The organism is Streptomyces sp. NPDC001858, assembly GCF_053594615.1.
In genome coordinates, this window is the sequence record NZ_JBSFEV010000013.1 from 1 (window position 1) to 20246 (window position 20246).

Genomic DNA, 20246 nt, shown 5'->3' on the forward strand with positions numbered 1-20246 from the left:
CACGTACGCCGTACGGCAATCCGGGCCCCCCGCTCTGTCACATGCGGGCGTAGCCCTGCGCGGTGATCTTCTCGAAGGAGAGGCGGACGACCGTGGACCGGTCGGCAGGGTCGGTGTTCGTCTCGCGCAGGGCGGTGAGCTCGGCCGCGGTGAGGGCGCGGCGGATCAGGCGGAACTCGTCGAGGGATCCCCTAAGGCGGGTGGAGGCCGCGCCGTCGGGGCGGACGCCGAGGTGCATTCCGGTCACGTCGAAGGCGTCGCCGTAGGTGAGGGAGCCGGTGGGGACGGTGCCGGGGGTGCCGGTCGTACCGTCGACGGAGAGGGTGAGGCGGGTGCCCTGGCGTTGGAGGACGACGTGGTGCCATTCGGCACCGGTGCGGAACGCGGTGTCCGGGGCGTAGGCCGTGGTGGCCGCGTTCTCGGTTTGCATGAGGGCGGCCAGGCGTTGTGAGCCCGGTTCGGCGCGGAGCCAGAGTTGGCGTTCGGTGGCGCCCTGGCCGTAGGCCCAGGCGAGGACCGGGGTGCCGGTGGCCGTGGTGGCGTCGTAGCGGAGCCAGGTGCCGAGGGTGAAGTCGCCGGCGCCGAGGGCCTTGGAGGCGGTGTACGGGAGGTCGACGGAGTCGTCGGTTCCGTCGAGGTCGATTCCGCCGCCGAAGGCGCCCGAGGTCGCGGTGAGGGTGGGGTTGCCGCGGACGTAGGCGTGGTTGCAGTGGGCGGAGGCGTCCGGGGTGGCGGGGCCGGTGGTGGGGCGTTTGACGTCGTGGGACTGGGTGGTGCCGTTCTCCATGGACCACCAGATCCTGCTGTCGGCGGGGTAGGCGCCGGTGCCCGAGGCCGGGGCGGCGATCTTGGCGAGTTCGGTGTCCGTCAGGGCGCGGTCGTAGAGGCGGAAGTCGTCCAGGGTGCCGGTGAGGATCTCGGTGGCGCCGGGGCGGGAGCCGAGGCGCAGGCCGGGGACGGTGGTGCGGCCGGCGGTGAAGGAGCCGGTCAGGCCGTCGGCGTGCTGGGTGTGGGTGGTGTCGACGGAGACGGTGAGGGTGGTTCCGGCGCGGGTGGCGGTGAGCAGGTGCCACTGGTCGTCGCCGAAGGCCGTGCGGGCGGTGTCGGGGTCGGGGAGGGAGAAGTTGACCTTGCCCTGGTCCGTTTCGGCCCAGGCGTAGAGCTCGTCCTTCTGGGGGCGGGCGCGGATCCAGAGGGAGGGTTGGCCCGTGGTGGAGCCGTAGGCCCACAGGCGGTGGTGTTGCCGGTGCGCAGTTCGGTGAGCTGGGCGTCGGTGAGGGCGGTGCGGTAGAGGCGGAACTCGTCGAGGGCGCCGGTGAAGGTGTCGCCGGCGGTGGCGTCGGGTTTGGCGCCGAGGCGGATGCCGTCGACGCCGGCGGCGCGGGGTGCGGCAAGGGTGCCGGTCAGGCCGGTGCCGGTGACGGTGGCGCCGTCGACGGCGAGGCGGACCTGGCTGCCGGAGCGGACCAGGGTGAGGTGGTGCCAGGTGCCGTCGCCGTAGGCCGCGGAGCCGTCCGGGGCCTGGAGGGTGAGGCTGACCCGGGTGCCGGAGCCCTGGATCCAGGCGGTGATCCGGTTGTCCTTGGGGATGGCGCGGATCCACAGCTGTGGGGCGGCGGAGTTGTGGCCGTAGGCCCAGAGCAGGGCGGGTTGGGGTGTGGTGGGGGTGGCCTGGTGGTTGAAGAAGAGGGAGTAGGTGACGTCGTCGGAGCCGGGGTCGAGCGTGGGGCTGTAGGGGAGGTCGGCGTGACCGCCGGGGGCCGGGAAGTCGAGGGCCTGCCGGAATCTGCCGGTGACGGCTGCGGTGCCGCCGGTGAGGTAGGCGTCGTTGGCGTCCGGGGTGGCGTCGGGGCTTTCGTAGGCGCTGACGACGAGGCGGCCGGCTTGGGGGCCGGTCCGGAGCTGGATGCCGTGTGCGGGGCCGGTGGCGAACCAGCCGCTGGTCCTGCCGCTGAGCCGGGGCAGGGCGCGTGGGGCGTCGAAGGTGAGGCCGTCGTCGGTGCTCTTCTGGACGTAGGGCAGGCGGGTGCCGCGGGTGGCGGGTTCGCCGGTGGAGACGAGGAAGACGTCTCCGGTGGTCTCGTCGGCGACGGGGGTGGCGTTGTCGCGGGTGTACGGCTTCGGGGTCGGTGGGGCTGCCGGCCAGGACGGTGCTGATCGGGCCCCAGGTGCGGCCGTCGTTGGTGGAGCGTCTTAAGACGAGGTCGATGGGGCCGCGGTCGGCGCAGGACGGGGAGTGGCGGCCTTCGGCGAAGGCGAGGAGGGTGCCTGCCTTGGTGCGTATCAGGGTGGGGATGCGGAAGCAGCCGTAGCCGCCGGTGCCGGAGCGGAAGAGGGTCTGCTGGGTGCCGACGAGGCTGTCGTCGGAGGTCCGGGTGCCGCTCGCGTCCGCGGTGGGTGCGGCGACGAGGGTGGTGGCCACGGACAGCAGGACGGCGGCCAGGGTGTTGCGGCGTCCCCGGTGGGTGAACGATCTCCGATAGGGCCTCGGGCAACGGTAGGTGACGGTGTGGAGGTCGTGAGTCGTGGGCTGTCCCAAGGTCGTAGGCTCCGGATACAGGCATGGAGTGCCTTTCCGATCTAGCTGGAGGTGTCGAGGTGACCGAGCTGAAGAGGCGGCCGCTGCCCCACGATTTCCATCCGCCGGTGCCGTCGTTCACGGTCACGAGCGAGGATGTGCAGGAGGGGGCGACGCTCAAGGACGCCCAGGTCCACGCGGCGGGGAACGTCTCGCCGCAGCTGCGGTGGGAGGGGTTCCCGGCCGGGACCAAGAGTTTCGCCGTGACCTGCTACGACCCGGACGCCCCGACGGGCAGCGGGTTCTGGCACTGGGTGCTGTTCGACATCCCGGCCTCGGTGACCGAGCTGCCGGCCGGTGCGGGCAGCGGGGCGTTCGACGGGCTGCCGAAGGGGGCCGTCCAGGCGCGCAACGACTACGGCGGCAAGGAGTTCGGCGGGGCCGCGCCGCCGCCCGGGGACGGGCCGCACCGGTATGTGTTCACGGTGTACGCGGTGGATCAGGAGAAGCTCGGTCCGGACGCGGACGCCTCGCCTGCGGTCGTGGGCTTCAACCTGCGCTTTCATGCGATCGGCCGTGCTCAGCTGATCGGTGAGTACGAACATCCCAAGGAGGGATGAGTCAGCTCATCGTTCATTGAACGTTTGCCCGCCTCTGGTCTTGGAAGTGATCAGGGGCGGGCATTTTGTTGCCGGGGGTCGCGGGGGTCACCCCTCGTGGAGCAGCAGATATTGCGTTGTCCATCTCGGCGTGCCCGGCCAGAGTTGGTCCCAGCCCGCCAGGGGGTGGGCCGGTGCACACAGGAGGTGGGCTGGTATGCGGGACACGCTGGTACTGAACGCGAGCTTCGAGCCGCTGTCGACGGTGACGTTGAACCGAGCCGTCGTTCTGGTGCTTCAGGACAAGGCCGTCGTCGAGCAGGCCCACCCCGAACTGCGGATGCGTGGCGCGGAGTTGGACATTCCCGCGCCCCGGGTGATCAGGCTGTGCAGGTATGTACGGGTGCCTTTCCGAAGACAAGCGCCGTGGTCGAGGCGGGGTGTGCTGGTCAGGGACCGGCACCGGTGCGCGTACTGCGGTCGTCGGGCGACGACCGTGGACCACGTGGTGCCCCGGGCGCAGGGCGGTCAGGACGTGTGGCTGAACACCGTCGCCTCGTGCGCGGAGGACAACCACCGTAAGGCGGACCGGACTCCGGAGCAGGCGGAGATGCCGTTGCTGCGGCAGCCGTTCGAGCCGACGCCGGCGGACGCGATGTTGCTGGCGCTGGGGCAGGACGACTTGGCCGCGCTGCCGGAGTGGCTGACGGTGGACGCCGCGTAGGCGCTCCGCTGGAGGTGCCGTGATGTGCCGTCGTTGGTTTGCTGCGGCGCCGTTGTGGCTGGGCGCGCAGTTCCCCGCGCCCCTTCGGGGCGCGGGGTGGTAGCGGTCAGTCGATCGATGGCTTCTCGCGGCGTTCGTTGCCGTCGCCGTTGCCTCGGTTGCCGCTGTTGCCGCTGTTGCCGCCTGAATTGCCGCCGAAGGGGCCGAAGTTGCCCATCGCGCCGGACAACCCCTTGAGTGCGTCGCCGATTTCGCTGGGGACGATCCAGAGCTTGTTGGCGTCGCCTTCGGCGATCTTCGGGAGCATCTGGAGGTACTGGTAGGAGAGCAGCTTCTGGTCCGGGTCGCCGGCGTGGATCGCCTCGAAGACCGTGCGGACGGCCTGGGCCTCGCCCTCGGCGCGCAGGGCCGCGGCCTTGGCCTCACCTTCGGCGAGCAGGATCTGGGACTGCTTCTCGCCTTCGGCGGTGAGGATGGCGGCCTGGCGGACGCCTTCCGCGGTGAGGATCGCGGCGCGCTTGTCCCGGTCGGCACGCATCTGCTTCTCCATCGAGTCCTGGATGGAGGTCGGGGGCTCGATCGCCTTCAGTTCCACGCGGTTGACGCGGATGCCCCACTTGCCGGTGGCTTCGTCGAGGACGCCGCGCAGGGCCGCGTTGATCTCCTCGCGGGAGGTCAGGGTGCGCTCCAGGTCCATGCCGCCGATGATGTTGCGCAGCGTGGTGACGGTGAGTTGCTCGATGGCCTGGATGTAGCTGGCGACCTCGTAGGTGGCGGCCCGGGCGTCGGTCACCTGGTAGTAGATGACCGTGTCGATGTTCACGACCAGGTTGTCCTGGGTGATCACCGGCTGCGGCGGGAACGGCACGACCTGTTCGCGCAGGTCGATGCGGTTGCGGATGGTGTCGATGAACGGAACGACGATGTTGAGTCCCGCATTCAGCGTGCGCGTGTAACGGCCGAAGCGCTCCACGATGGCAGCACTGGCCTGCGGGATGACTTGGATCGTCTTGATCAGGGCGATGAAGACCAACACCACCAGAATGACCAGGACGATGATGACCGGTTCCATCGTCGGCTCCCCGTACCCTTCTCCGCCTCAGCGCTTTCGGAAGATCTTATGTCTGTTGAAGATCTTGCTGGTCGAGTGTGTCAGACCGTCGTGCGGCTCGCGAGGTGTTCGGTTCACTTACGTGGTGCGGGAGTTGTACAAGGTCAGATGACGATCGCCGTGGCTCCCTCGATCTCGACGACGTCGACCTCCTGCCCCACGTCGTAGGCGCGCTCGGTGTCGAGTGCGCGCGCCGACCAGACTTCGCCGGCGAGTTTGATACGGCCGCCGGAGCCGTCGACCCGTTCCAGTACGACGGCCTGTTTGCCCTTCAACGCGTCGATGCCCGTGGCGAGTTGGGGTCGTTGCTTGCTGTGCCGGGTCGCGATGGGGCGGACGACGGCGATGAGGGCGACGGAGACGACGATGAAGACGAGCACCTGGGCGACGGCGCCGAATCCCAGGCCTGCCACGATCGCGGCGGCCACGGCGCCGACCGCGAGCATGCCGAACTCGGGCATCGCGGTCATCACGAGCGGGATACCGAGCGCTGCCGCGCCGACGAGCCACCACACCCATGCGTCGATGTCGTTCACACCGTCATGGTAGGGCCGGGGGTCCCGCCTCCGACAGGGCGCAGAAGGAGCGGTCAGGACAGCGGCAGGCCCTGTGCCGTCCAGCGGTCGCCGACCTGTTCCACGACGAGGGGGAGGCCGAAGCAGAGGGAAAGGTTGCGGGAGGTGAGCTCGAGCTCGACCGGGCCGGCGGCGAGGACCTTGCCCTGGCGGATCATGAGGACGTGGGTGAAGCCGGGGGCGATCTCCTCGACATGGTGCGTGACCATGATCATCGACGGAGCGATGGGGTCGCGGGCCAGCCGGCCGAGACGGCGGACGAGGTCCTCGCGGCCGCCGAGGTCGAGGCCGGCGGCGGGCTCGTCGAGGAGGAGGAGTTCGGGGTCGGTCATCAGGGCGCGGGCGATCAGGGTGCGCTTGCGCTCGCCCTCGGAGAGGGTGCCGAACTTCCGGTCGAGGTAGTCGCTCATGCCGAGGCGGTCGAGGAAGGCGCGGGCGCGCTGCTCGTCGACGTCCTCGTACTCCTCCTGCCAGCCGGCCGTCATGCCGTAGGCGGCGGTGAGCACGGTCTGCAGGACGGTCTGGCGCTTGGGGAGCTTGTCGGCGAGGGCGATGCCGGCCATGCCGACGCGCGGGCGCAGCTCGAAGACGTCGGTGCCGGGCTTGCCGAGGGGCTCACCGAGGATGGAGACGTCGCCGGCGCTCGGGAAGAGGTAGGTGGAGGCGATGTTCAGGAGGGTCGTCTTGCCGGCCCCGTTGGGACCGAGGATGACCCAGCGCTCGCCTTCCTTGACCGACCAGGAGACCTGGTCCACAAGAGCCCGGCCCTCGCGGACCACGGATACGTCCTGAAGCTCCAGAACATCGCTCATGAGCGCGTTGTCTCCCCTTGCAGTGTGGCCGGTCGGTTGTCGTGGACGCCGGTGGCTCGGACCGCCGCGCGTGGGTGGGCGCGGCCCCCTCGGGAAAATCTACGCCACCGGTCGGGCGACCCGTTCCATCGGTCCGGTCCTTAGGGTGGGGGCATGCTCTCGGAACCGCGCTCTGGTCGCCTTGCCGCTTGGGGAAACGCCCTGTTGGCCGGATTTGTCTCGCCGGACGACGCCGTCCTCGCGATCGTCGGGGAGGACGCCGTCCACCGGGTGGAGGGGCTGCCCGGGGAAGCGGCGCCCGTCGGGCTGACGCTGGCGCTGGGGCGGCTGCGGGCGCTGGGGGTGAGCGGACTGCGGGTGGCGCTGCCCGCGCCGGGGCATCCGCTCGGGTTGAGCGGTCCGCCGGAGTTCAACGCGCGGGCGCTGGAGGCGGCGGAGGCGGTGGTCTGCCACGGCGCCGGGTACGGGCTGGTGCCGAAGGTGTACGAGGCCGGGCCCGAGGGCGATGTGCATGTCGAGGTCGTCTGGCACTGTCTGCCGGTGCGGGAGGCTCCGCCGGCCGATGTGCCGTCGCTGGGCGAGGCGGAGCGGGAGCTGGCGGAGGCGTTGCGGGACGCCACGGCGGTGCTGACGCAGCTGGACGTGGCGGGGTCCGGGCCGGTGGCGGAGGCGGCGATCGAGGCGTACCGGGCTCGGGCCGACGCGGGGCGGGAGGTGCTCGCGCCGGGGTATCCGCCCCGGGCGGTGCGGGTGCTGGAGCTGGCGCAGCGGGTGGGGTTGCTGGTGACCCTCGCGTCGGAGCACGGGCACGGCGGGGCGGTCAGCTCCGCCGAGATGGCGGCGCGGGCCGAGGCGTTGCGGCCGGTGGAGCGGACCGCTCGGCGGGCGCTGGTCGCGGCGTACGACTCCGTCGTGGAGGAGCGGGAGCGGGGGGTGCGGTGAGCGTTCCTGAGTGTTCCTGGGGGCTCTGCCCCCAGGCCCCCGTTCGGCCCTGAACGGGCCTCGTCCTCAAACGCCGGACGGGCTGGTGGGTACCGGTACCGGGCGTGAAAAGGGGCCCCTCGTCGTCCTCGACGCGGGGCCCCTTCTCGCTGCGGCTTCTCGCTGCTGCGGCTACTTCACTTGTTGACGCCCGCGTTGCCGAAGGCCGGGTTCAGGAGGGCGATCAGGTTGGCGGTGTTGCCGACCAGGTTGACCGGGACGTTGACCGGGACCTGGATGACGTTGCCCGAGCCGACGCCCGGCGACTTCACGGCCGCGGCCTCGGCGTCCGCGTCGGCGACGGCGGCACCGGCCGAGGCGCCCGCGGCGATGCCGGCGACGGTGAGGGCCACGGCAGCCTTCTTGGCGATGTTCATGGGTTGTGCTCCTCCTGCGTTCGCGTGTCCGACCCGGCCGCGGGCCGTGCGCTGACCAACGCGGGGTGATCGGGGACGATGCGGGAAGTGAACGCAGGACTGCTCGTTCGGATCATTGGAGCGACCAGGCGACAAGCAGACCGGCCTCCCCCGGTGGGGGCCGGGGGAGGCCGGAGGTCACTGCGGGTGCGGGCCCGACCTCAGTGGTTGAGGCCCAGGTTGCCGAAGGCGGGGTTCAGCACGCCGATGACGTTCACGCTGTTGCCGACCACGTTGACCGGGACGTGCACCGGGGCCTGGACGAGGTTGCCCGAGACGACGCCCGGCGAGCCCTTGGCCTCGCCGAGGGCGGTGGCGCCGTCGGTGGCGGAGGCCATTCCGGCGCCCGCGGCGACCAGGCCGCCGGCCACCATCGTCACAGCCGCTGCCTTCTTCAGGTTCTTCACTTCTGAGCCCTCCTCGCGATGACCGCGGCAGTCGCCGCGGCACGCATGGGAGAACGGTCCGGATCCAAGAAGGGTGCGCCGTCCGTGGGACATTCCCACGACAGTATGAATCTCGGATCGGAAGTTAACCCTCCGTATTGCCTCAGCCCGGCCTCGGTGGACCGGCCTCAGTCCTGCCTCAGCCGGCCACGCCGTTGCGTACCGCCCAGAGTGCGGCCTGGGTGCGGTCCGCGAGGTCGAGCTTCATCAGGATGTTGGAGACGTGCGTCTTGACGGTCTTCTCGGAGAGGACCAGGGCGCGGGCGATCTCGCGGTTGGAGCGGCCGTCCGCTATCAGGCCGAGCACCTCGCGCTCCCGCTCGGTGAGCGAACCGCCTCTCCCCTGGCCCGAGTTGGCTTCGTCCCGGGACAGCAGGGCGTCGGCGACCTCCGGTTGGAGCAGGATGTGGCCGGCGTGCACCGAGCGGATGGCGCCGGCCAGGGCCTCGGGGTCGACGTCCTTGTAGACGTATCCGGCGGCGCCCGCGCGCAGGGCGGGGACCACGGTGCGCTGTTCGGTGAAGCTGGTGACGATCAGCACGCGCGCGGGGTTGGCCGCTTCGCGCAGCTTGCGCAGGGCCTCGACGCCGTCCATGCCCGGCATCTTGACGTCCATCAGGACGATGTCGGGCTTCAGTTCCGTGGCGAGGGCGACTCCTTCCGCGCCGTCGGCGGCCTCGCCGACGACCTCGATGTCGTCCTGCACCTCCAGGAAGGTGCGCAGGCCCCGGCGGACGACCTGATGGTCGTCGACGAGCAGCACCTTGATTGCGTCAGCCACCGGGAGCCTCCATCTCGATCGTGGTGCCCTTGCCGGGCGCCGATTCCACCGTGAGCGTGCCGCCGACGCCGTTCGCCCGGTCCCGCATCGACACCAGGCCGAGGTGGCGGCCGGCCCGGCGGACCGTCGTCGGGTCGAAGCCGCCGCCGTCGTCCGTGACGCGCAGGACGGTGTCCTGGCCGCGCCTGCGGAGGGTGACCTCGACCCGCTCCGCGCCGGAGTGGCGCAGGGCGTTGTGCAGGGCCTCCTGGGCGACCCGCAGCAGGGCCTCCTCCTGGGCGGCGGGCAGGGCGCGCACGCCGTGGCTGGTGAAGGTCACGCGCGCGGTGTGGGCGCGGTCGAGGACCTGGATCTGGGTGCGCAGGGTGGCGACCAGGCCGTCCTCGTCGAGCCCGGCCGGTCGCAGCTCCACGACCGCGGCGCGCAGTTCGTCGGCCGCCTCGGCGGCGAGCGCCGCGACCTGTTGCAGTTCGCCCTTGGCGCGCGAGGGGTCGCGGTCGACGAGGGCGGCGGCGGCCTGGGCCGTCAGGCGCAGGGAGAACAGCTTCTGGCTGACCGCGTCGTGCAGTTCGTGGGCCAGCCTGGAGCGTTCCTCGGCGATCGTCAGTTCGCGGCTGCGCTCGTACAGGCGGGCGTTGGTGAGGGCTATCGCGGCGTGCTGGGCGAGGATCGAGAGCAGTTCCTCGTCGTCCTCGGTGAAGCCGCAGCCTCCGTGGGGCTTGGGGCAGTTCTTGTTGGCGAGGAACAGGGCGCCGATCACTTCGTCGCCGTCCCTGATGGGCAGGCCCAGGAAGTCGGACATCTCCGGGTGGGCGGCCGGCCAGCCCTCGAAGCGGGGGTCCTTGCGGACGTCGGCGAGGCGCTCGGGCTTGGCCTCGTGCAGCATCGCCGCGAGGATGCCGTGCTGGCGGGGCAGCGGGCCGATGGCCTTCCACTGCTGGTCGGTGACGCCGTCGACGACGAACTGGGCGAAGCCTCCGTGGTCGTCGGGTACGCCCAGGGCGGCGTACTGCGCGTCCAGCAGTTCGCGGGCGGAGGCGACGATCGTCTTGAGGACGTCGCGTACCTCCAGGTGCCTGCTCATGGCCAGCAGCGCGGAGCTCACCGCGGCGAGGCCGGACCGGGGGCCTTGACTCATGTCCTCACGGTACCGGCGAGGTGTGACAGCGCGGATCGGACCTGTGACGGCCCCGGGCGGGGCGGGAGACCTAGGCCGAAGGTCCCGGGTCCTGCGGTCCAGGGCGAAAGGACCGGGTGCTCGGGCGTACGACGAAGGGCCCCGCCCGGCCCGGTCCCGCGTCCGAGGCGGGGGCGGGGGGCCGGTTCCTACGTTGGGGTCACCGCCGAGTGGGGCGGTCGGACGAGGGGACGGTTGTCATGCCGGTAGCGATCATCACGGGGGCTTCGAAGGGGCTGGGGCGGGCGCTGGCCGAGGCGCTGGCCGCGCGGGGCTGGGATCTGGTGCTGGACGCCAGAACGGCGGAGGCGCTGAAGGAGACGGCGGCGGCCGTGGCGGCGCACGGGACCCGGATCGAGGCCTGTGCGGGGGACGTCGCCGATCCCGCGCACCGGGTCGAGCTGGTGGCGGCGGCCTGGCAGCTCGGCGGCTGCCACCTGGTCGTGAACAACGCGAGCGCGCTGGGCGCCGAGCCGCTGGTGCGGCTGGCGGAGCTGCCCCTGGACGGGCTGCGGCGGGCGCTGGAGGTGAACGTCGTGGCGGCGCTGGGGCTGGTCCAGGAGGCGCTGCCGCTGCTGCGGGCCGCGCCGGAGGGCGCGGTGATCACCGTCAGCTCGGACGCGGCCGCCGAGGCCTACGCGACATGGGGCGGCTATGGGGCGTCCAAGGCGGCCCTGGACCAGCTCGCGGCCGTGCTCGGCGCGGAGGAGCCGGCGCTGCGGGTGTGGGCGGTGGACCCCGGGGACATGGCCACGGACCTGTACGCGGCGGCGGTGCCGGACGACGACGGCCCTCGGCCGGATCCGGCCGAGGTGGCGCCGGCCTTCCTGCGGCTGCTGGACGAGCGTCCGGCGAGCGGGCGCTACGGGGCGCCCGCCCTGCTGGAGGGACGGCGATGACGCTGGCCGTGGAGGTGCCGCAGGAGCTGTCGGCGCGGGTGCCGGCCGAGCAGCGCGGGCCGGGGCGGGACCGGGCCGACGTGCGGCTGCTGGTGTCGCGGGGGACGGATGTGACGCATCACGCGTTCCGGGAGCTGCCGGGTCTGCTGCGGGCCGGGGACCTGCTCGTGGTGAACACCTCGGGGACGCTGGCGGCGGCCGTGGACGGGCGGATCGGGCACGCACGCGTGGTGGTGCACTTCTCCACGCGCGGGGACGACGGACGGTGGGCCGTCGAGCTGCGGGACCCGGACGGGAAGGGCACCACACGCCCGCGTGCGGGCGGCCCGGCAGGGGCGCGGGTGCGGCTGCCCGGAGGAGTGCGGCTGGTCCTGGAGGAGCCGCTGAGCCCGGGCAGCGGGCGGCTGTGGTGGGCGCGGGTGTCGCCCGACGGAGGGGCAGGCGGCGGAGAGGGAGGAGGCGGGGCCGGAGGGAGCGGGGCCGGAGGGAGCGGGGCGGCAGGGAGCTCGGCGGCAGGCGGAGGGAGCGGGGCGGGAGGGAGCTCGGCGGCAGGGAGCGGAGCAGGAGGGAGCTCGGCGGCAGGGGGCGGAGCAGGGGGCGCGGCGGGAGGTGGTGGGGTGGTGCCGGGGCTGCTGCGGGAGCACGGGCGGCCCATTCGCTACTCCTACACGGAGCGGGATCAGCCGCTCTCCGTCTATCAGACGGTGTTCGCGCTGCCGTCGGAGGACGGGGCGGGCAGCGCGGAGATGCCGAGTGCGGCGCGGCCCTTCACCGCGGGGCTGGTGGCGGAGCTGGTGAGCCGGGGAGTGCAGTTCGCGCCGATCACGCTGCACACCGGGGTCGCCTCGGCGGAGGCGCACGAGCCGCCGTATCCGGAGCGGTTCGCGGTGCCGGAGGCGTCGGCGCGGCTGATCAACGCGGTGCGGGCCGGGGACGGGCGCGTGGTGGCGGTCGGGACCACGGCCGTGCGGGCGGTGGAGTCCGCGACCGGGGCCGACGGGGTCGTACGCGCGCGTGCGGGGTGGACGGATCTCGTCGTCACTCCCGCGCGCGGGGTGCGGGCGGTGGACGGGCTGCTGACCGGGCTGCACGAGCCGGAGGCCTCGCATCTGCTGATGCTGGAGGCGGTGGCGGGGCGGGCGGCGATCGACCGGGGCTACGACGAGGCGTTGCGCGGGCGCTATCTGTGGCACGAGTTCGGCGATGTGCACCTCATCCTCCCGGCAGCGGACGCCGACAGAGCCCGGCGTTGAAAGACCCCCGGCAGGCACTGACACAGAGCATTGCTTTGGCAACTGGCGGTGAGAACGGGCGGGGCCCCGTGTGAGCCCGCACATAGGGCGCACATCACGTACTAGGGGCAATAGGAGATAAAGGGGACCCAGATGAACGGGACGGATGGTTCCATCTGTCCCGTTTTGCCCTCACCTGATCCACTACCGGGGATCGTACGTCACACCTTTGCCTGGGCATTTTGCGGCCGCTAAGAATTGCTCTCGTCGCTCAGCGCCGTGGGTTCTCCCCGCGGCGTTCCTGCCGAAAGCATCCGCTGTCCCCCGTCGGACGAATTGAGCGACCTCCGCGCTATTCGAAGAGGTCCTTCCGCCATGCCCAAGAACACTCACAAGATCGCGATCGCCGCTGCTGCCACCCTCGGCACCGCAGCCCTCGCCTTCTCCGTGGTGCCGGCCGACGCGCACACGACCACTACGGACGCCGTCTCCTCGGCCCGGGTCGCCTACAGCTCCAAGCCGGTGCAGGACGTCAAGGCCAGCGTCACCGACCAGCTGGCCGGGGCGAGCGTGAAGGTCGACGCCATCGAGGCCAAGAAGAAGGCCGCGGCGGACGCCGTCGCGAAGAAGAAGGCCGCCGCCGCGAAGGCCGCAGCCGCGAAGAAGGCCGCCGCGAAGAAGAAGGCGGCCGCCGAGGCCGCCGCCAAGAAGAAGGCCGCGGCCGCGCGCGAGGCGAAGGAGGCCGCGAGCCGGTCCGCCAAGCGCGCCGCGGTCAAGCAGGTCGCCACCAAGCACTACGCCAACAACCTCGACGGCTGGATCAAGGAGTCCCTGGACATCATGAAGTCCAAGGGCATCCCGGGCAGCTACCACGGCCTGCACAAGAACATCATCCGGGAGTCCTCGGGCAACCCGAACGCGATCAACGACTGGGACATCAACGCCATCAACGGCATCCCGTCCAAGGGCCTGCTGCAGGTGATCCCGCCCACGTTCGCGGCGTACCACGTCTCCGGCACGTCCTGGAACATCTACGACCCGGTCGCCAACATCACGGCCGCCGCCAACTACGCGGCCGACAAGTACGGCACGATCGACAACGTCAACAGCGCGTACTGAGCAGCTGCCGACACACGCCGGAGGGCGGCACCCCACGTCGGGGGTGCCGCCCTCCGGCGTCGTACGGCCGTCGCCGCCCGCTCGGTGCGTGCGACTACTTGCGCATGACCTCGGGCTCGTGGCGGCGCAGGAAGCGGGCCACGAGGAAGCCGCAGATCACGCCGATCGCGATCAGGGCGACCATGTCCAGGCCCCAGGTGCCGACGGTGTGCTCCCACAGCGGGTCCGTGTCGCCGCCGTCCTTGGGCGGGCTGATCTTGTTGAACTCCAGCGTGGCGCCGGCCGCCGCGACCGCCCAGCGCGAGGGCATCAGGTACGAGAACTCGTTGACGCCGACCGCGCCGTTCAGGGTGAACAGGCAGCCGGTGAAGACGACCTGGATGATCGCGAACATGACCAGCAGCGGCATGGTCTTCTCGGCCGTCTTCACCAGCGAGGAGATGACCAGGCCGAACATCATCGAGCTGAAGCCGAGCGCCATGATCGGCACGGACAGCTCCACCATGGTGGCGCCGCCGAAGACCAGGCCCTCGGTGGGGATCTCCCGGCTGGAGAAGCCGATGACGCCGATCAGCAGCCCCTGGAACACCGTGACCAGCCCGAGCACGAACACCTTGGACATCAGATACGCCGAGCGCGACAGGCCGGTGGCCCGCTCCCGCTCGTAGATGACGCGTTCCTTGATCAGCTCACGGACGGAGTTCGCCGCGCCCGCGAAGCAGGCGCCGACCGCGAGGATCAGCAGCACGGTGGTCGCCGTGCCGTTGGGGACGATCCGGCCGCTCTTCGGGTTGACCGGGTTGGGCAGCAGACTGTTCCCGGAGTCGATCAGCAGGCTGACCGCGCCGAGGACGACCGGCAGGATCACCGAGAGGGCGAGGAAGCCCTTGTCGGACGCGATCACCGACACATAGCGGCGCACCAGCGTGACGAACTGGGACATCCAGCCCTGCGGCTTCGGCGGCCGCATGGCCTGCATCGGCGGCATCTGTACGGACTGCGGCGCGATGGCGTCGATGTCCGCGGCGTACATCTGGTAGTGCTGCGAGCCCTTCCAGCGGCCCGCCCAGTCGTAGTCGCGGTAGTTCTCGAAGGCGGAGAAGACATCGGCCCAGGTGTCGTAGCCGAAGAAGTTCAGCGCCTCCTCGGGCGGGCCGAAGTAGGCGACGGCACCGCCCGGCGCCATCACGAGCAGCTTGTCGCAGATCGCGAGCTCGGCCACGGAGTGGGTGACGACCAGGACCGTGCGGCCGTCGTCGGCGAGGCCGCGCAGCAGCTGCATGACGTCGCGGTCCATGCCCGGGTCGAGGCCGGAGGTCGGCTCGTCCAGGAAGATCAGCGACGGCTTGGTGAGCAGCTCCAGAGCCACCGAGACGCGCTTGCGCTGGCCGCCGGAGAGGGAGGTGATCTTCTTCTCTTTGTGGATGTCCAGCTTGAGCTCGCGCAGCACCTCGTCGATGCGGGCGTCGCGCTCGGCGCCCGTGGTGTCGGCGGGGAAGCGGAGCTTGGCCGCGTACTTGAGGGCCCGCTTGACGGTCAGTTCCTTGTGCAGGATGTCGTCCTGCGGGACCAGACCGATGCGCTGGCGCAGCTCGGCGAACTGCTTGTAGAGGTTCCGGTTGTCGTAGAGGACGTCGCCCTCGTTGGCGGGCCGGTACCCCGTCAGCGCCTTGAGCAGGGTCGACTTGCCGGAACCCGACGGTCCGATGACCGCGATCAGCGACTTCTCCGGAACGCCGAACGAGACGTCCTTCAGGATCTGCTTGCCGCCGTCGACCGTGACGGTCAGATGGCGGGCCGAGAAGGAGACCTCACCGGTGTCGACGAACTCCTCGAGCCGGTCGGCGACGATCCGGAACGTCGAGTGGCCGACGCCGACGATGTCGGTCGGGCCCAGCTGGACCGAGCCGCCCTTGGGGATCGGCTGGCCGTTGACGTAGGTGCCGTTGTGCGAGCCGAGGTCGCGGATCTCCATGCGGCCGTCGGGCGTCGAGTGGAACTCGGCGTGATGGCGCGAGACCTGGAGGTCGGAGACGACCAGCTCGTTCTCCAGGGCACGGCCGATGCGCATCACGCGGCCGAGGGAGAAGTGGTGGAAGGTGGTCGGGCTGCGGTCGCCGTAGACCGGCGGCGCCCCCGCGCCGACGCCGGGGCCCTGCTGCTGCGGGATCGACGGCGACTGCTGCCCCTGCTGCGGCTGTTGCCAGCCGCCCTGCGGGGCCTGCGGTGCCTGCGGGGCCTGTTGGGCCCAGCCCGGGTTCGCCCCCTGCGCCGCGTACGGCTGCTGCTGGGGCTGCCCGGCGGGCGCCTGCGCGCCCGACAGGTTCAGACGCGGTCCGTCGGTCGCGTTGCCCAGGTGCAGCGCCGAGCCGGGGCCGATCTCCAGTTGGTGGATCCGCTGCCCCTGCGCGAAGGTGCCGTTGGTGCTGCCGTGGTCCTCGATGACCCAACTGCGGCCGTTGAAGTTGACCGTGGCGTGGCGCCAGGAGACCCTGGCGTCCTCGAACACGATGTCCCCCTGCGGATCACGTCCGAGGGTGTATGGCCTGGACGGATCGAGCGTCCAGGTGCGTCCGTTCAATTCCAGTACGAGTTCCGGCACTCCATGCCCCACTGAGTAGTCCCCCGAGTTACCCCCATCACAGGGAGTCTAGGGATGTCGAACATCGTCGGGAACTATTTCAGTAGCGGCCCCTTGACCGAAAGTCGGGCTTTGTGAAGAGCGTGCGCGAGCGTATCGGCCGTTGCCGTTGACGGGGTTGAAACCCGGCCGGAGAGTGGTAAACGCACGCGAGGGGGACGGAAGCGGCGATCTTCGCCGCTGCGCGCCGCGGATCGGGGGGTCTGCATGAGGGCCGGCACGGGTGTCGAGGGCAGTGGAAACGTGGCGCGTAGTGGGGGCGTGCCGTGGATGGACGTACTCCTGGGCGCGATCGCCGCGGTGAGCTGGGCGTTGATCGGAATGGCGGGGACGGCCGCGCTCGGGCTGCATCTGCTGGGGGCGGACGCGGCGGGCTCGTTGGGCCCGATGACGGCGGCGGCGGTGGCGCTGGGGGCCGGCGGTTCGGTGACTCCGTCCGGCGATGTGTCCGCGTTCGGGCTGACGGGCGCGGAGGCGAACACGGCCATCGAGATCACGCCATTGGGGGTGAGCCTGGTGGGTGCGCTGCTGCTGTCGTGGCTCTTCCTACGGTCCTTGCGCACGGCCGGAGTTGTGATCGCCCCGGCCGAACTCGTCGCGCGCGTCGGCGCGGTGGTCGCGCTGTTCGTGGCGATGCTCGGCGGACTGGCCTGGGCGGGGCACGACGTCATCACGCTCGACGGAGGCGCGCTGGGGCTCGACGATCTGCCCGGCGGCGGGGGCGGAGGCGGAGGCGGCCTGGAGATTCCCGGGCTGGGCGACGTCGGGGACATCGGTGGCATCGGTGACATCGGGGGGCTGCTGCCCGACCGGCTCGGGGACCTGGTCGACGCGAAGGCGGCGGTCGGCTTCTCCGTCGACACGGCGCCCACGCTGCTCGGCGGCCTCGGCTGGTCGCTCGGCATCCTGCTGATCGCTCTGCTGGCCTCGCGCCGCACGCCGCTGCCGCCGGGCTGGGAGGCGGTGCACCGCGTGGTGCGGCCGGCGGTGTCCGCCGTCGTCACAGTGCTGCTGGTGGCCGTGGCGGCCGGGTTCGCGGCGGCGGCGTACGCGGCGATCGGCGACGACCACCCCAAGCGGATCGCGGGCGCCGCGCTGCTCGGCGCGCCGAACGGGGTGTGGCTCGGCATCCCGATCGGCCTCTTCGTCCCGTGGGACGGGCAGGCGACAGGCGTACTGACGAACCTCCTCCCGGACCCGCTGGACGACCTGCTCGGCGGCGGCACCGAACAACCGGTCACGCTGAGCCGCCTGGCCGAGCTGGACGGCCGCGTGTGGCTGCTGGGAGTCGCGGCGGCACTGATGATGCTGCTGGCGGGGGTGCTCGCGGCGGTGCGAACACCGGCGGGGGCACCGCGGACGGTACCGGTGGGGGTATCGGAAGGGGTACCGAAGGGGGCGGGGAGCTCTGGTGGGCGGGGGGGCTCGGTGGGCGGGTTCGTCGGGCGGTGTGCCGTGCGGCTGGGGATCGCGACCGCCTTGGCGTTGCCGTTGATCGCCTGGCTGACCGAGGTGTCCGTGGACGCCTCGCTGTCCGTGCTGGGCTTCGACGCGTTCGGGGCCGGGATCGAGCTGCGCGGGCAGCTCGGCATGGCGTTGCTGCTGGGCGCCCTGTGGGGCGCGGGGGCCGGGGCCGCCGGTGCGCTGCTGGCCTGTGCCACGGGGGCCGCGGGACAGCGGGCGGCTCCGCTGGCACGGGGTGACGTGGGAAGCACGGCGGTGGATGCCTCCGGCGGAGGCCGTCCGTCCTCCGGGGACCCGGGCGAGCCGACCGGGCCGTATGCGCCGAGTGCCTCGTACCGGCCGCCGAATCCGGCGACCAATCCCTACCTGCGCCTTCCGGAAGAGCTGCGCGACTCGGCGGACGCGGGGCCGGGGCCTTCTCAGAGCAGCCGGGCCGGGCAGTCGAGGTCGTACGAGAGCTCCCGGCGGGACGAGCCGCGAGCACCGGGCGGGCAACCGCCCGGCGTGCCAACGGGACCGGACGACGTCTACGGCGCCCCGACCGTGGTCCGGCCGATCGGACCGCCGCCCCGCTTGCCGCGACGGCCCGGACCTGGTCCGCGCCCCGGTGAGCGGCCGCCGTCGGGCCCGCAGGAGGGTCCGCCGCCTCCGCCCCCGGCTCCCCCGCCCCCGCCGCCGACACCCAGGGGACCGAAAGGATCACGGTGAGGGCTGGGGAGGGGGAGGGGCGGGCCGGGCCGGCGGGTGAAGGCCCAGTCATAGGAGGCCCGGCTCCAGGCGGGGGCCGCGGCCGGTGCTGGCGCCTCCCTCTCTCCCCTGGACCGAGGGGAGCTGAGGGGCCGGAGGGCACACGGTCGCCGGGCCGGGTCGGCGGGCCAGGGTCCAGCCCGAGGAGGCCCAGCCCTAGTAGGCCCAGCCCTAGTAGGCCCAGCCCTAGGAGGGGCCGCGGCCAGCGACCCGGGGGTTCCCTCTCTTCCCCGGCCGAGGACGCCGAGGGGCCCGAGGGCACACCGTCGGCGGGCCGGGGCTGCGGGCCAAGGCCCAGCCGGAGGGGGGACGGCGCCATCGCCATCCGTCCGCCTCTCCCGGCGAGGTCGCCGCCGCGGTCGCCGAAGGGGCGGAGGGCGCATCGTGAGGGGCCGGACCGAGGGGCCGTGGCCTCCCCAGGGGAGGAAGCCCTGCCCAGAGAGAGGGCCCGCCCGAGGAGACAGCCCGCCCGACAAGACAGCCTGCCCGGGAAGACGTCGCAGCCGGCAGCGCCCGCTCGGCGTTTTCCCCCGTCGGGGAGACCGCCATGGAGACCGCCAGGGCAAAGGGGGCATGGTGAGCGGGCCGGGCGCGGGCCTGTGGGGGCGGGGGCGTGGGGGACCGTGGCCGTCCGGTCAGGTTTGCTTCATCTCTCTGACATCGACTGTTCCCCGTCCGTCATGCGGCCCCGAGCGGCGATCGGCACTGGGTGCCGGATACGGTGGATACACCATGAGCGCTTTGCAGACTTCGTCCTCCGACGTCCCTACTCTCCTAGTCAAGATCTTCGGCAAGGACAGGCCGGGCATCACGGCCGGCCTCTTCGACACCCTCGCCGCCTACTCCGTCGACGTGGTCGACATCGAGCAGGTCGTCACCCGAGGCCGGATGGTGCTGTGCGCGCTCGTGACCGAGCCGCCGGCCGGCCTCGAGGGGGAACTGCGGTCGACGGTCCACAACTGGGCCGAGTCGATGAAGATGGAGGCGGAGATCATCTCCGGCCTCGGCGACAACCGGCCGCGCGGGCTCGGACGCTCGCTGGTCACCGTGCTCGGACATCCGCTCACCGCCGAGGCCACCGCCGCGGTCGCCGCGAAGATCACGAAGGCCGGCGGCAACATCGACCGTATCTTCCGGCTCGCCAAGTACCCCGTCACCGCCGTCGAGTTCGCCGTCTCCGGTGTGGAGACCCCGCCCCTGCGCACCGCCCTGGTCACGGCCGCGGCGGCGCTCGGCGTGGACGTCGCCGTGGTGGACGCGGGCCTCTACCGGCGGGCCCAGCGGCTCGTCGTGATGGACGTCGACTCCACCCTCATCCAGGACGAGGTGATCGAACTCTTCGCCGCGCACGCGGGCTGCGAGGACAAGGTCGCCGAGGTGACGGCGGCCGCCATGCGCGGTGAGCTGGACTTCGAGCAGTCGCTGCACGCGCGCGTGGCGCTGCTGGCGGGGCTGGACGCCTCGGTCGTGGACAAGGTGCGCACCGAGGTGCGGCTGACTCCGGGGGCGCGCACCCTGATCCGCACGCTGAAGCGGCTCGGTTACCAGGTGGGCGTCGTCTCCGGCGGTTTCACGCAGGTCACCGACGACCTTCAGGACCGGCTCGGGCTGGACTTCGCCCAGGCCAACACGCTGGAGATCGTCGACGGCAAGCTGACCGGCCGGGTCACCGGCGAGATCGTGGACCGTGCGGGCAAGGCGCGGCTGCTGCGTCGGTTCGCCGCCGAGGCGGGCGTACCGCTGTCACAGACCGTGGCGATCGGTGACGGCGCCAACGACCTGGACATGCTCAACGCGGCGGGTCTCGGGGTCGCCTTCAACGCGAAGCCGGTGGTGCGGCAGGCGGCGCACACGGCGGTGAACGTGCCGTTCCTGGACACCGTCCTGTATCTGCTGGGCATCACCCGCGAAGAGGTCGAGGCCGCGGAGACGCACGACGAGCAGTAGCTGCGCGCAGACCGGACGGACGGGGAGGGCTCGGCGCCGCTGCGGCGCCGGGCCCTC

Annotated in this window: 16 protein-coding genes and 2 pseudogenes; 8 read left to right on the top strand and 10 right to left on the bottom strand. The window is 71.8% G+C overall.

Going from position 1 to position 20246, the window contains the following annotated elements:
• Positions 1 to 37: 37 nt before the first annotated feature.
• Together ACWCPF_RS20180 and ACWCPF_RS20185 are read right to left on the bottom strand one after the other, a co-directional pair.
• Positions 38 to 1231, bottom strand: coding sequence for a LamG-like jellyroll fold domain-containing protein (locus ACWCPF_RS20180; RefSeq protein WP_451046567.1), 1194 nt, complete (start codon positions 1229 to 1231; stop codon positions 38 to 40).
• A gap of 89 nt (positions 1232 to 1320) precedes the next feature.
• Positions 1321 to 2022: pseudogene (locus ACWCPF_RS20185) on the bottom strand (LamG-like jellyroll fold domain-containing protein); the annotation flags it as partial.
• Positions 2023 to 2598: 576 nt separating this feature from the next.
• Here ACWCPF_RS20185 and ACWCPF_RS20190 point away from each other — a divergent pair.
• Together ACWCPF_RS20190 and ACWCPF_RS20195 are read left to right on the top strand one after the other, a co-directional pair.
• The gene (locus ACWCPF_RS20190; protein ID WP_451046415.1) at positions 2599 to 3138 is read left to right on the top strand and encodes a YbhB/YbcL family Raf kinase inhibitor-like protein; all 540 of its coding nucleotides are present in this window, start codon (positions 2599 to 2601) and stop codon (positions 3136 to 3138) included.
• Between the two features lie 196 nt (positions 3139 to 3334).
• A complete protein-coding gene (locus ACWCPF_RS20195) occupies positions 3335 to 3841 on the top strand; it encodes an HNH endonuclease (protein WP_451046416.1) in 507 nt (168 codons plus the stop codon).
• 106 nt (positions 3842 to 3947) lie between these two features.
• On the opposite strand, the gene ACWCPF_RS20200 is transcribed toward ACWCPF_RS20195, so the two are convergent.
• From ACWCPF_RS20200 to ACWCPF_RS20210, 3 genes and pseudogenes are all read right to left on the bottom strand, one after another.
• On the bottom strand, positions 3948 to 4913 hold the full coding sequence (locus ACWCPF_RS20200; protein ID WP_451046417.1) for an SPFH domain-containing protein: 966 nt from the start codon (positions 4911 to 4913) through the stop codon (positions 3948 to 3950).
• A gap of 143 nt (positions 4914 to 5056) precedes the next feature.
• Positions 5057 to 5488 (bottom strand): NfeD family protein, encoded by a 432-nt coding sequence (locus ACWCPF_RS20205; protein WP_451046418.1) that lies wholly within the window; start codon positions 5486 to 5488, stop codon positions 5057 to 5059.
• A 320-nt stretch (positions 5489 to 5808) separates the two neighbouring features.
• A pseudogene (locus ACWCPF_RS20210) lies at positions 5809 to 6339 on the bottom strand (ABC transporter ATP-binding protein); the annotation flags it as partial.
• Between the two features lie 153 nt (positions 6340 to 6492).
• On the opposite strand from ACWCPF_RS20210, the gene ACWCPF_RS20215 reads away from it, so the two are divergent.
• On the top strand, positions 6493 to 7281 hold the full coding sequence (locus tag ACWCPF_RS20215; protein WP_451046419.1) for a hypothetical protein: 789 nt from the start codon (positions 6493 to 6495) through the stop codon (positions 7279 to 7281).
• 176 nt (positions 7282 to 7457) lie between these two features.
• On the opposite strand, the gene ACWCPF_RS20220 is transcribed toward ACWCPF_RS20215, so the two are convergent.
• From ACWCPF_RS20220 to ACWCPF_RS20235, 4 genes are all read right to left on the bottom strand, one after another.
• Positions 7458 to 7697, bottom strand: coding sequence for a chaplin family protein (locus tag ACWCPF_RS20220; protein ID WP_451046420.1), 240 nt, complete (start codon positions 7695 to 7697; stop codon positions 7458 to 7460).
• A 200-nt stretch (positions 7698 to 7897) separates the two neighbouring features.
• Entirely contained in the window at positions 7898 to 8143 is a 246-nt protein-coding gene (gene chpE / locus ACWCPF_RS20225) for a chaplin ChpE (protein WP_351908232.1), read from the bottom strand.
• Between the two features lie 178 nt (positions 8144 to 8321).
• A complete protein-coding gene (locus tag ACWCPF_RS20230) occupies positions 8322 to 8963 on the bottom strand; it encodes a response regulator (RefSeq protein ID WP_451046421.1) in 642 nt (213 codons plus the stop codon).
• Positions 8956 to 10101: a GAF domain-containing sensor histidine kinase gene (locus ACWCPF_RS20235; RefSeq protein WP_451046422.1), complete on the bottom strand. Its 1146-nt coding sequence runs from the start codon at positions 10099 to 10101 to the stop codon at positions 8956 to 8958. The genes ACWCPF_RS20230 and ACWCPF_RS20235 overlap by 8 nt, the downstream gene beginning before the upstream one ends.
• Before the next feature lie 239 nt (positions 10102 to 10340).
• Here ACWCPF_RS20235 and ACWCPF_RS20240 point away from each other — a divergent pair, with 239 nt between their 5' ends.
• The 3 genes from ACWCPF_RS20240 to ACWCPF_RS20250 all read left to right on the top strand — a co-directional run bounded on the left by ACWCPF_RS20240 (position 10341) and on the right by ACWCPF_RS20250 (position 13390).
• The gene (locus tag ACWCPF_RS20240) at positions 10341 to 11039 is read left to right on the top strand and encodes an SDR family NAD(P)-dependent oxidoreductase (protein WP_451046423.1); all 699 of its coding nucleotides are present in this window, start codon (positions 10341 to 10343) and stop codon (positions 11037 to 11039) included.
• On the top strand, positions 11036 to 12292 hold the full coding sequence (locus ACWCPF_RS20245) for an S-adenosylmethionine:tRNA ribosyltransferase-isomerase (protein WP_451046424.1): 1257 nt from the start codon (positions 11036 to 11038) through the stop codon (positions 12290 to 12292). Before ACWCPF_RS20240 ends, ACWCPF_RS20245 begins: the two co-directional genes overlap by 4 nt.
• A 354-nt stretch (positions 12293 to 12646) precedes the next feature.
• Complete coding sequence (locus ACWCPF_RS20250; protein WP_451046425.1) at positions 12647 to 13390, top strand: transglycosylase SLT domain-containing protein; 744 nt, start codon at positions 12647 to 12649, stop codon at positions 13388 to 13390.
• A 94-nt stretch (positions 13391 to 13484) separates the two neighbouring features.
• Here ACWCPF_RS20250 and ACWCPF_RS20255 read toward each other — a convergent pair whose 3' ends face one another.
• The gene (locus tag ACWCPF_RS20255; protein ID WP_451046426.1) at positions 13485 to 15992 is read right to left on the bottom strand and encodes an FHA domain-containing protein; all 2508 of its coding nucleotides are present in this window, start codon (positions 15990 to 15992) and stop codon (positions 13485 to 13487) included.
• A gap of 246 nt (positions 15993 to 16238) precedes the next feature.
• Between ACWCPF_RS20255 and ACWCPF_RS20260 the strand changes: the two genes are divergently transcribed.
• On the top strand, positions 16239 to 18203 hold the full coding sequence (locus ACWCPF_RS20260; protein ID WP_451046427.1) for a streptophobe family protein: 1965 nt from the start codon (positions 16239 to 16241) through the stop codon (positions 18201 to 18203).
• A 771-nt stretch (positions 18204 to 18974) separates the two neighbouring features.
• Entirely contained in the window at positions 18975 to 20189 is a 1215-nt protein-coding gene (gene serB / locus ACWCPF_RS20265) for a phosphoserine phosphatase SerB (protein ID WP_451046428.1), read from the top strand.
• The last annotated feature ends 57 nt before the right edge of the window (positions 20190 to 20246 follow it).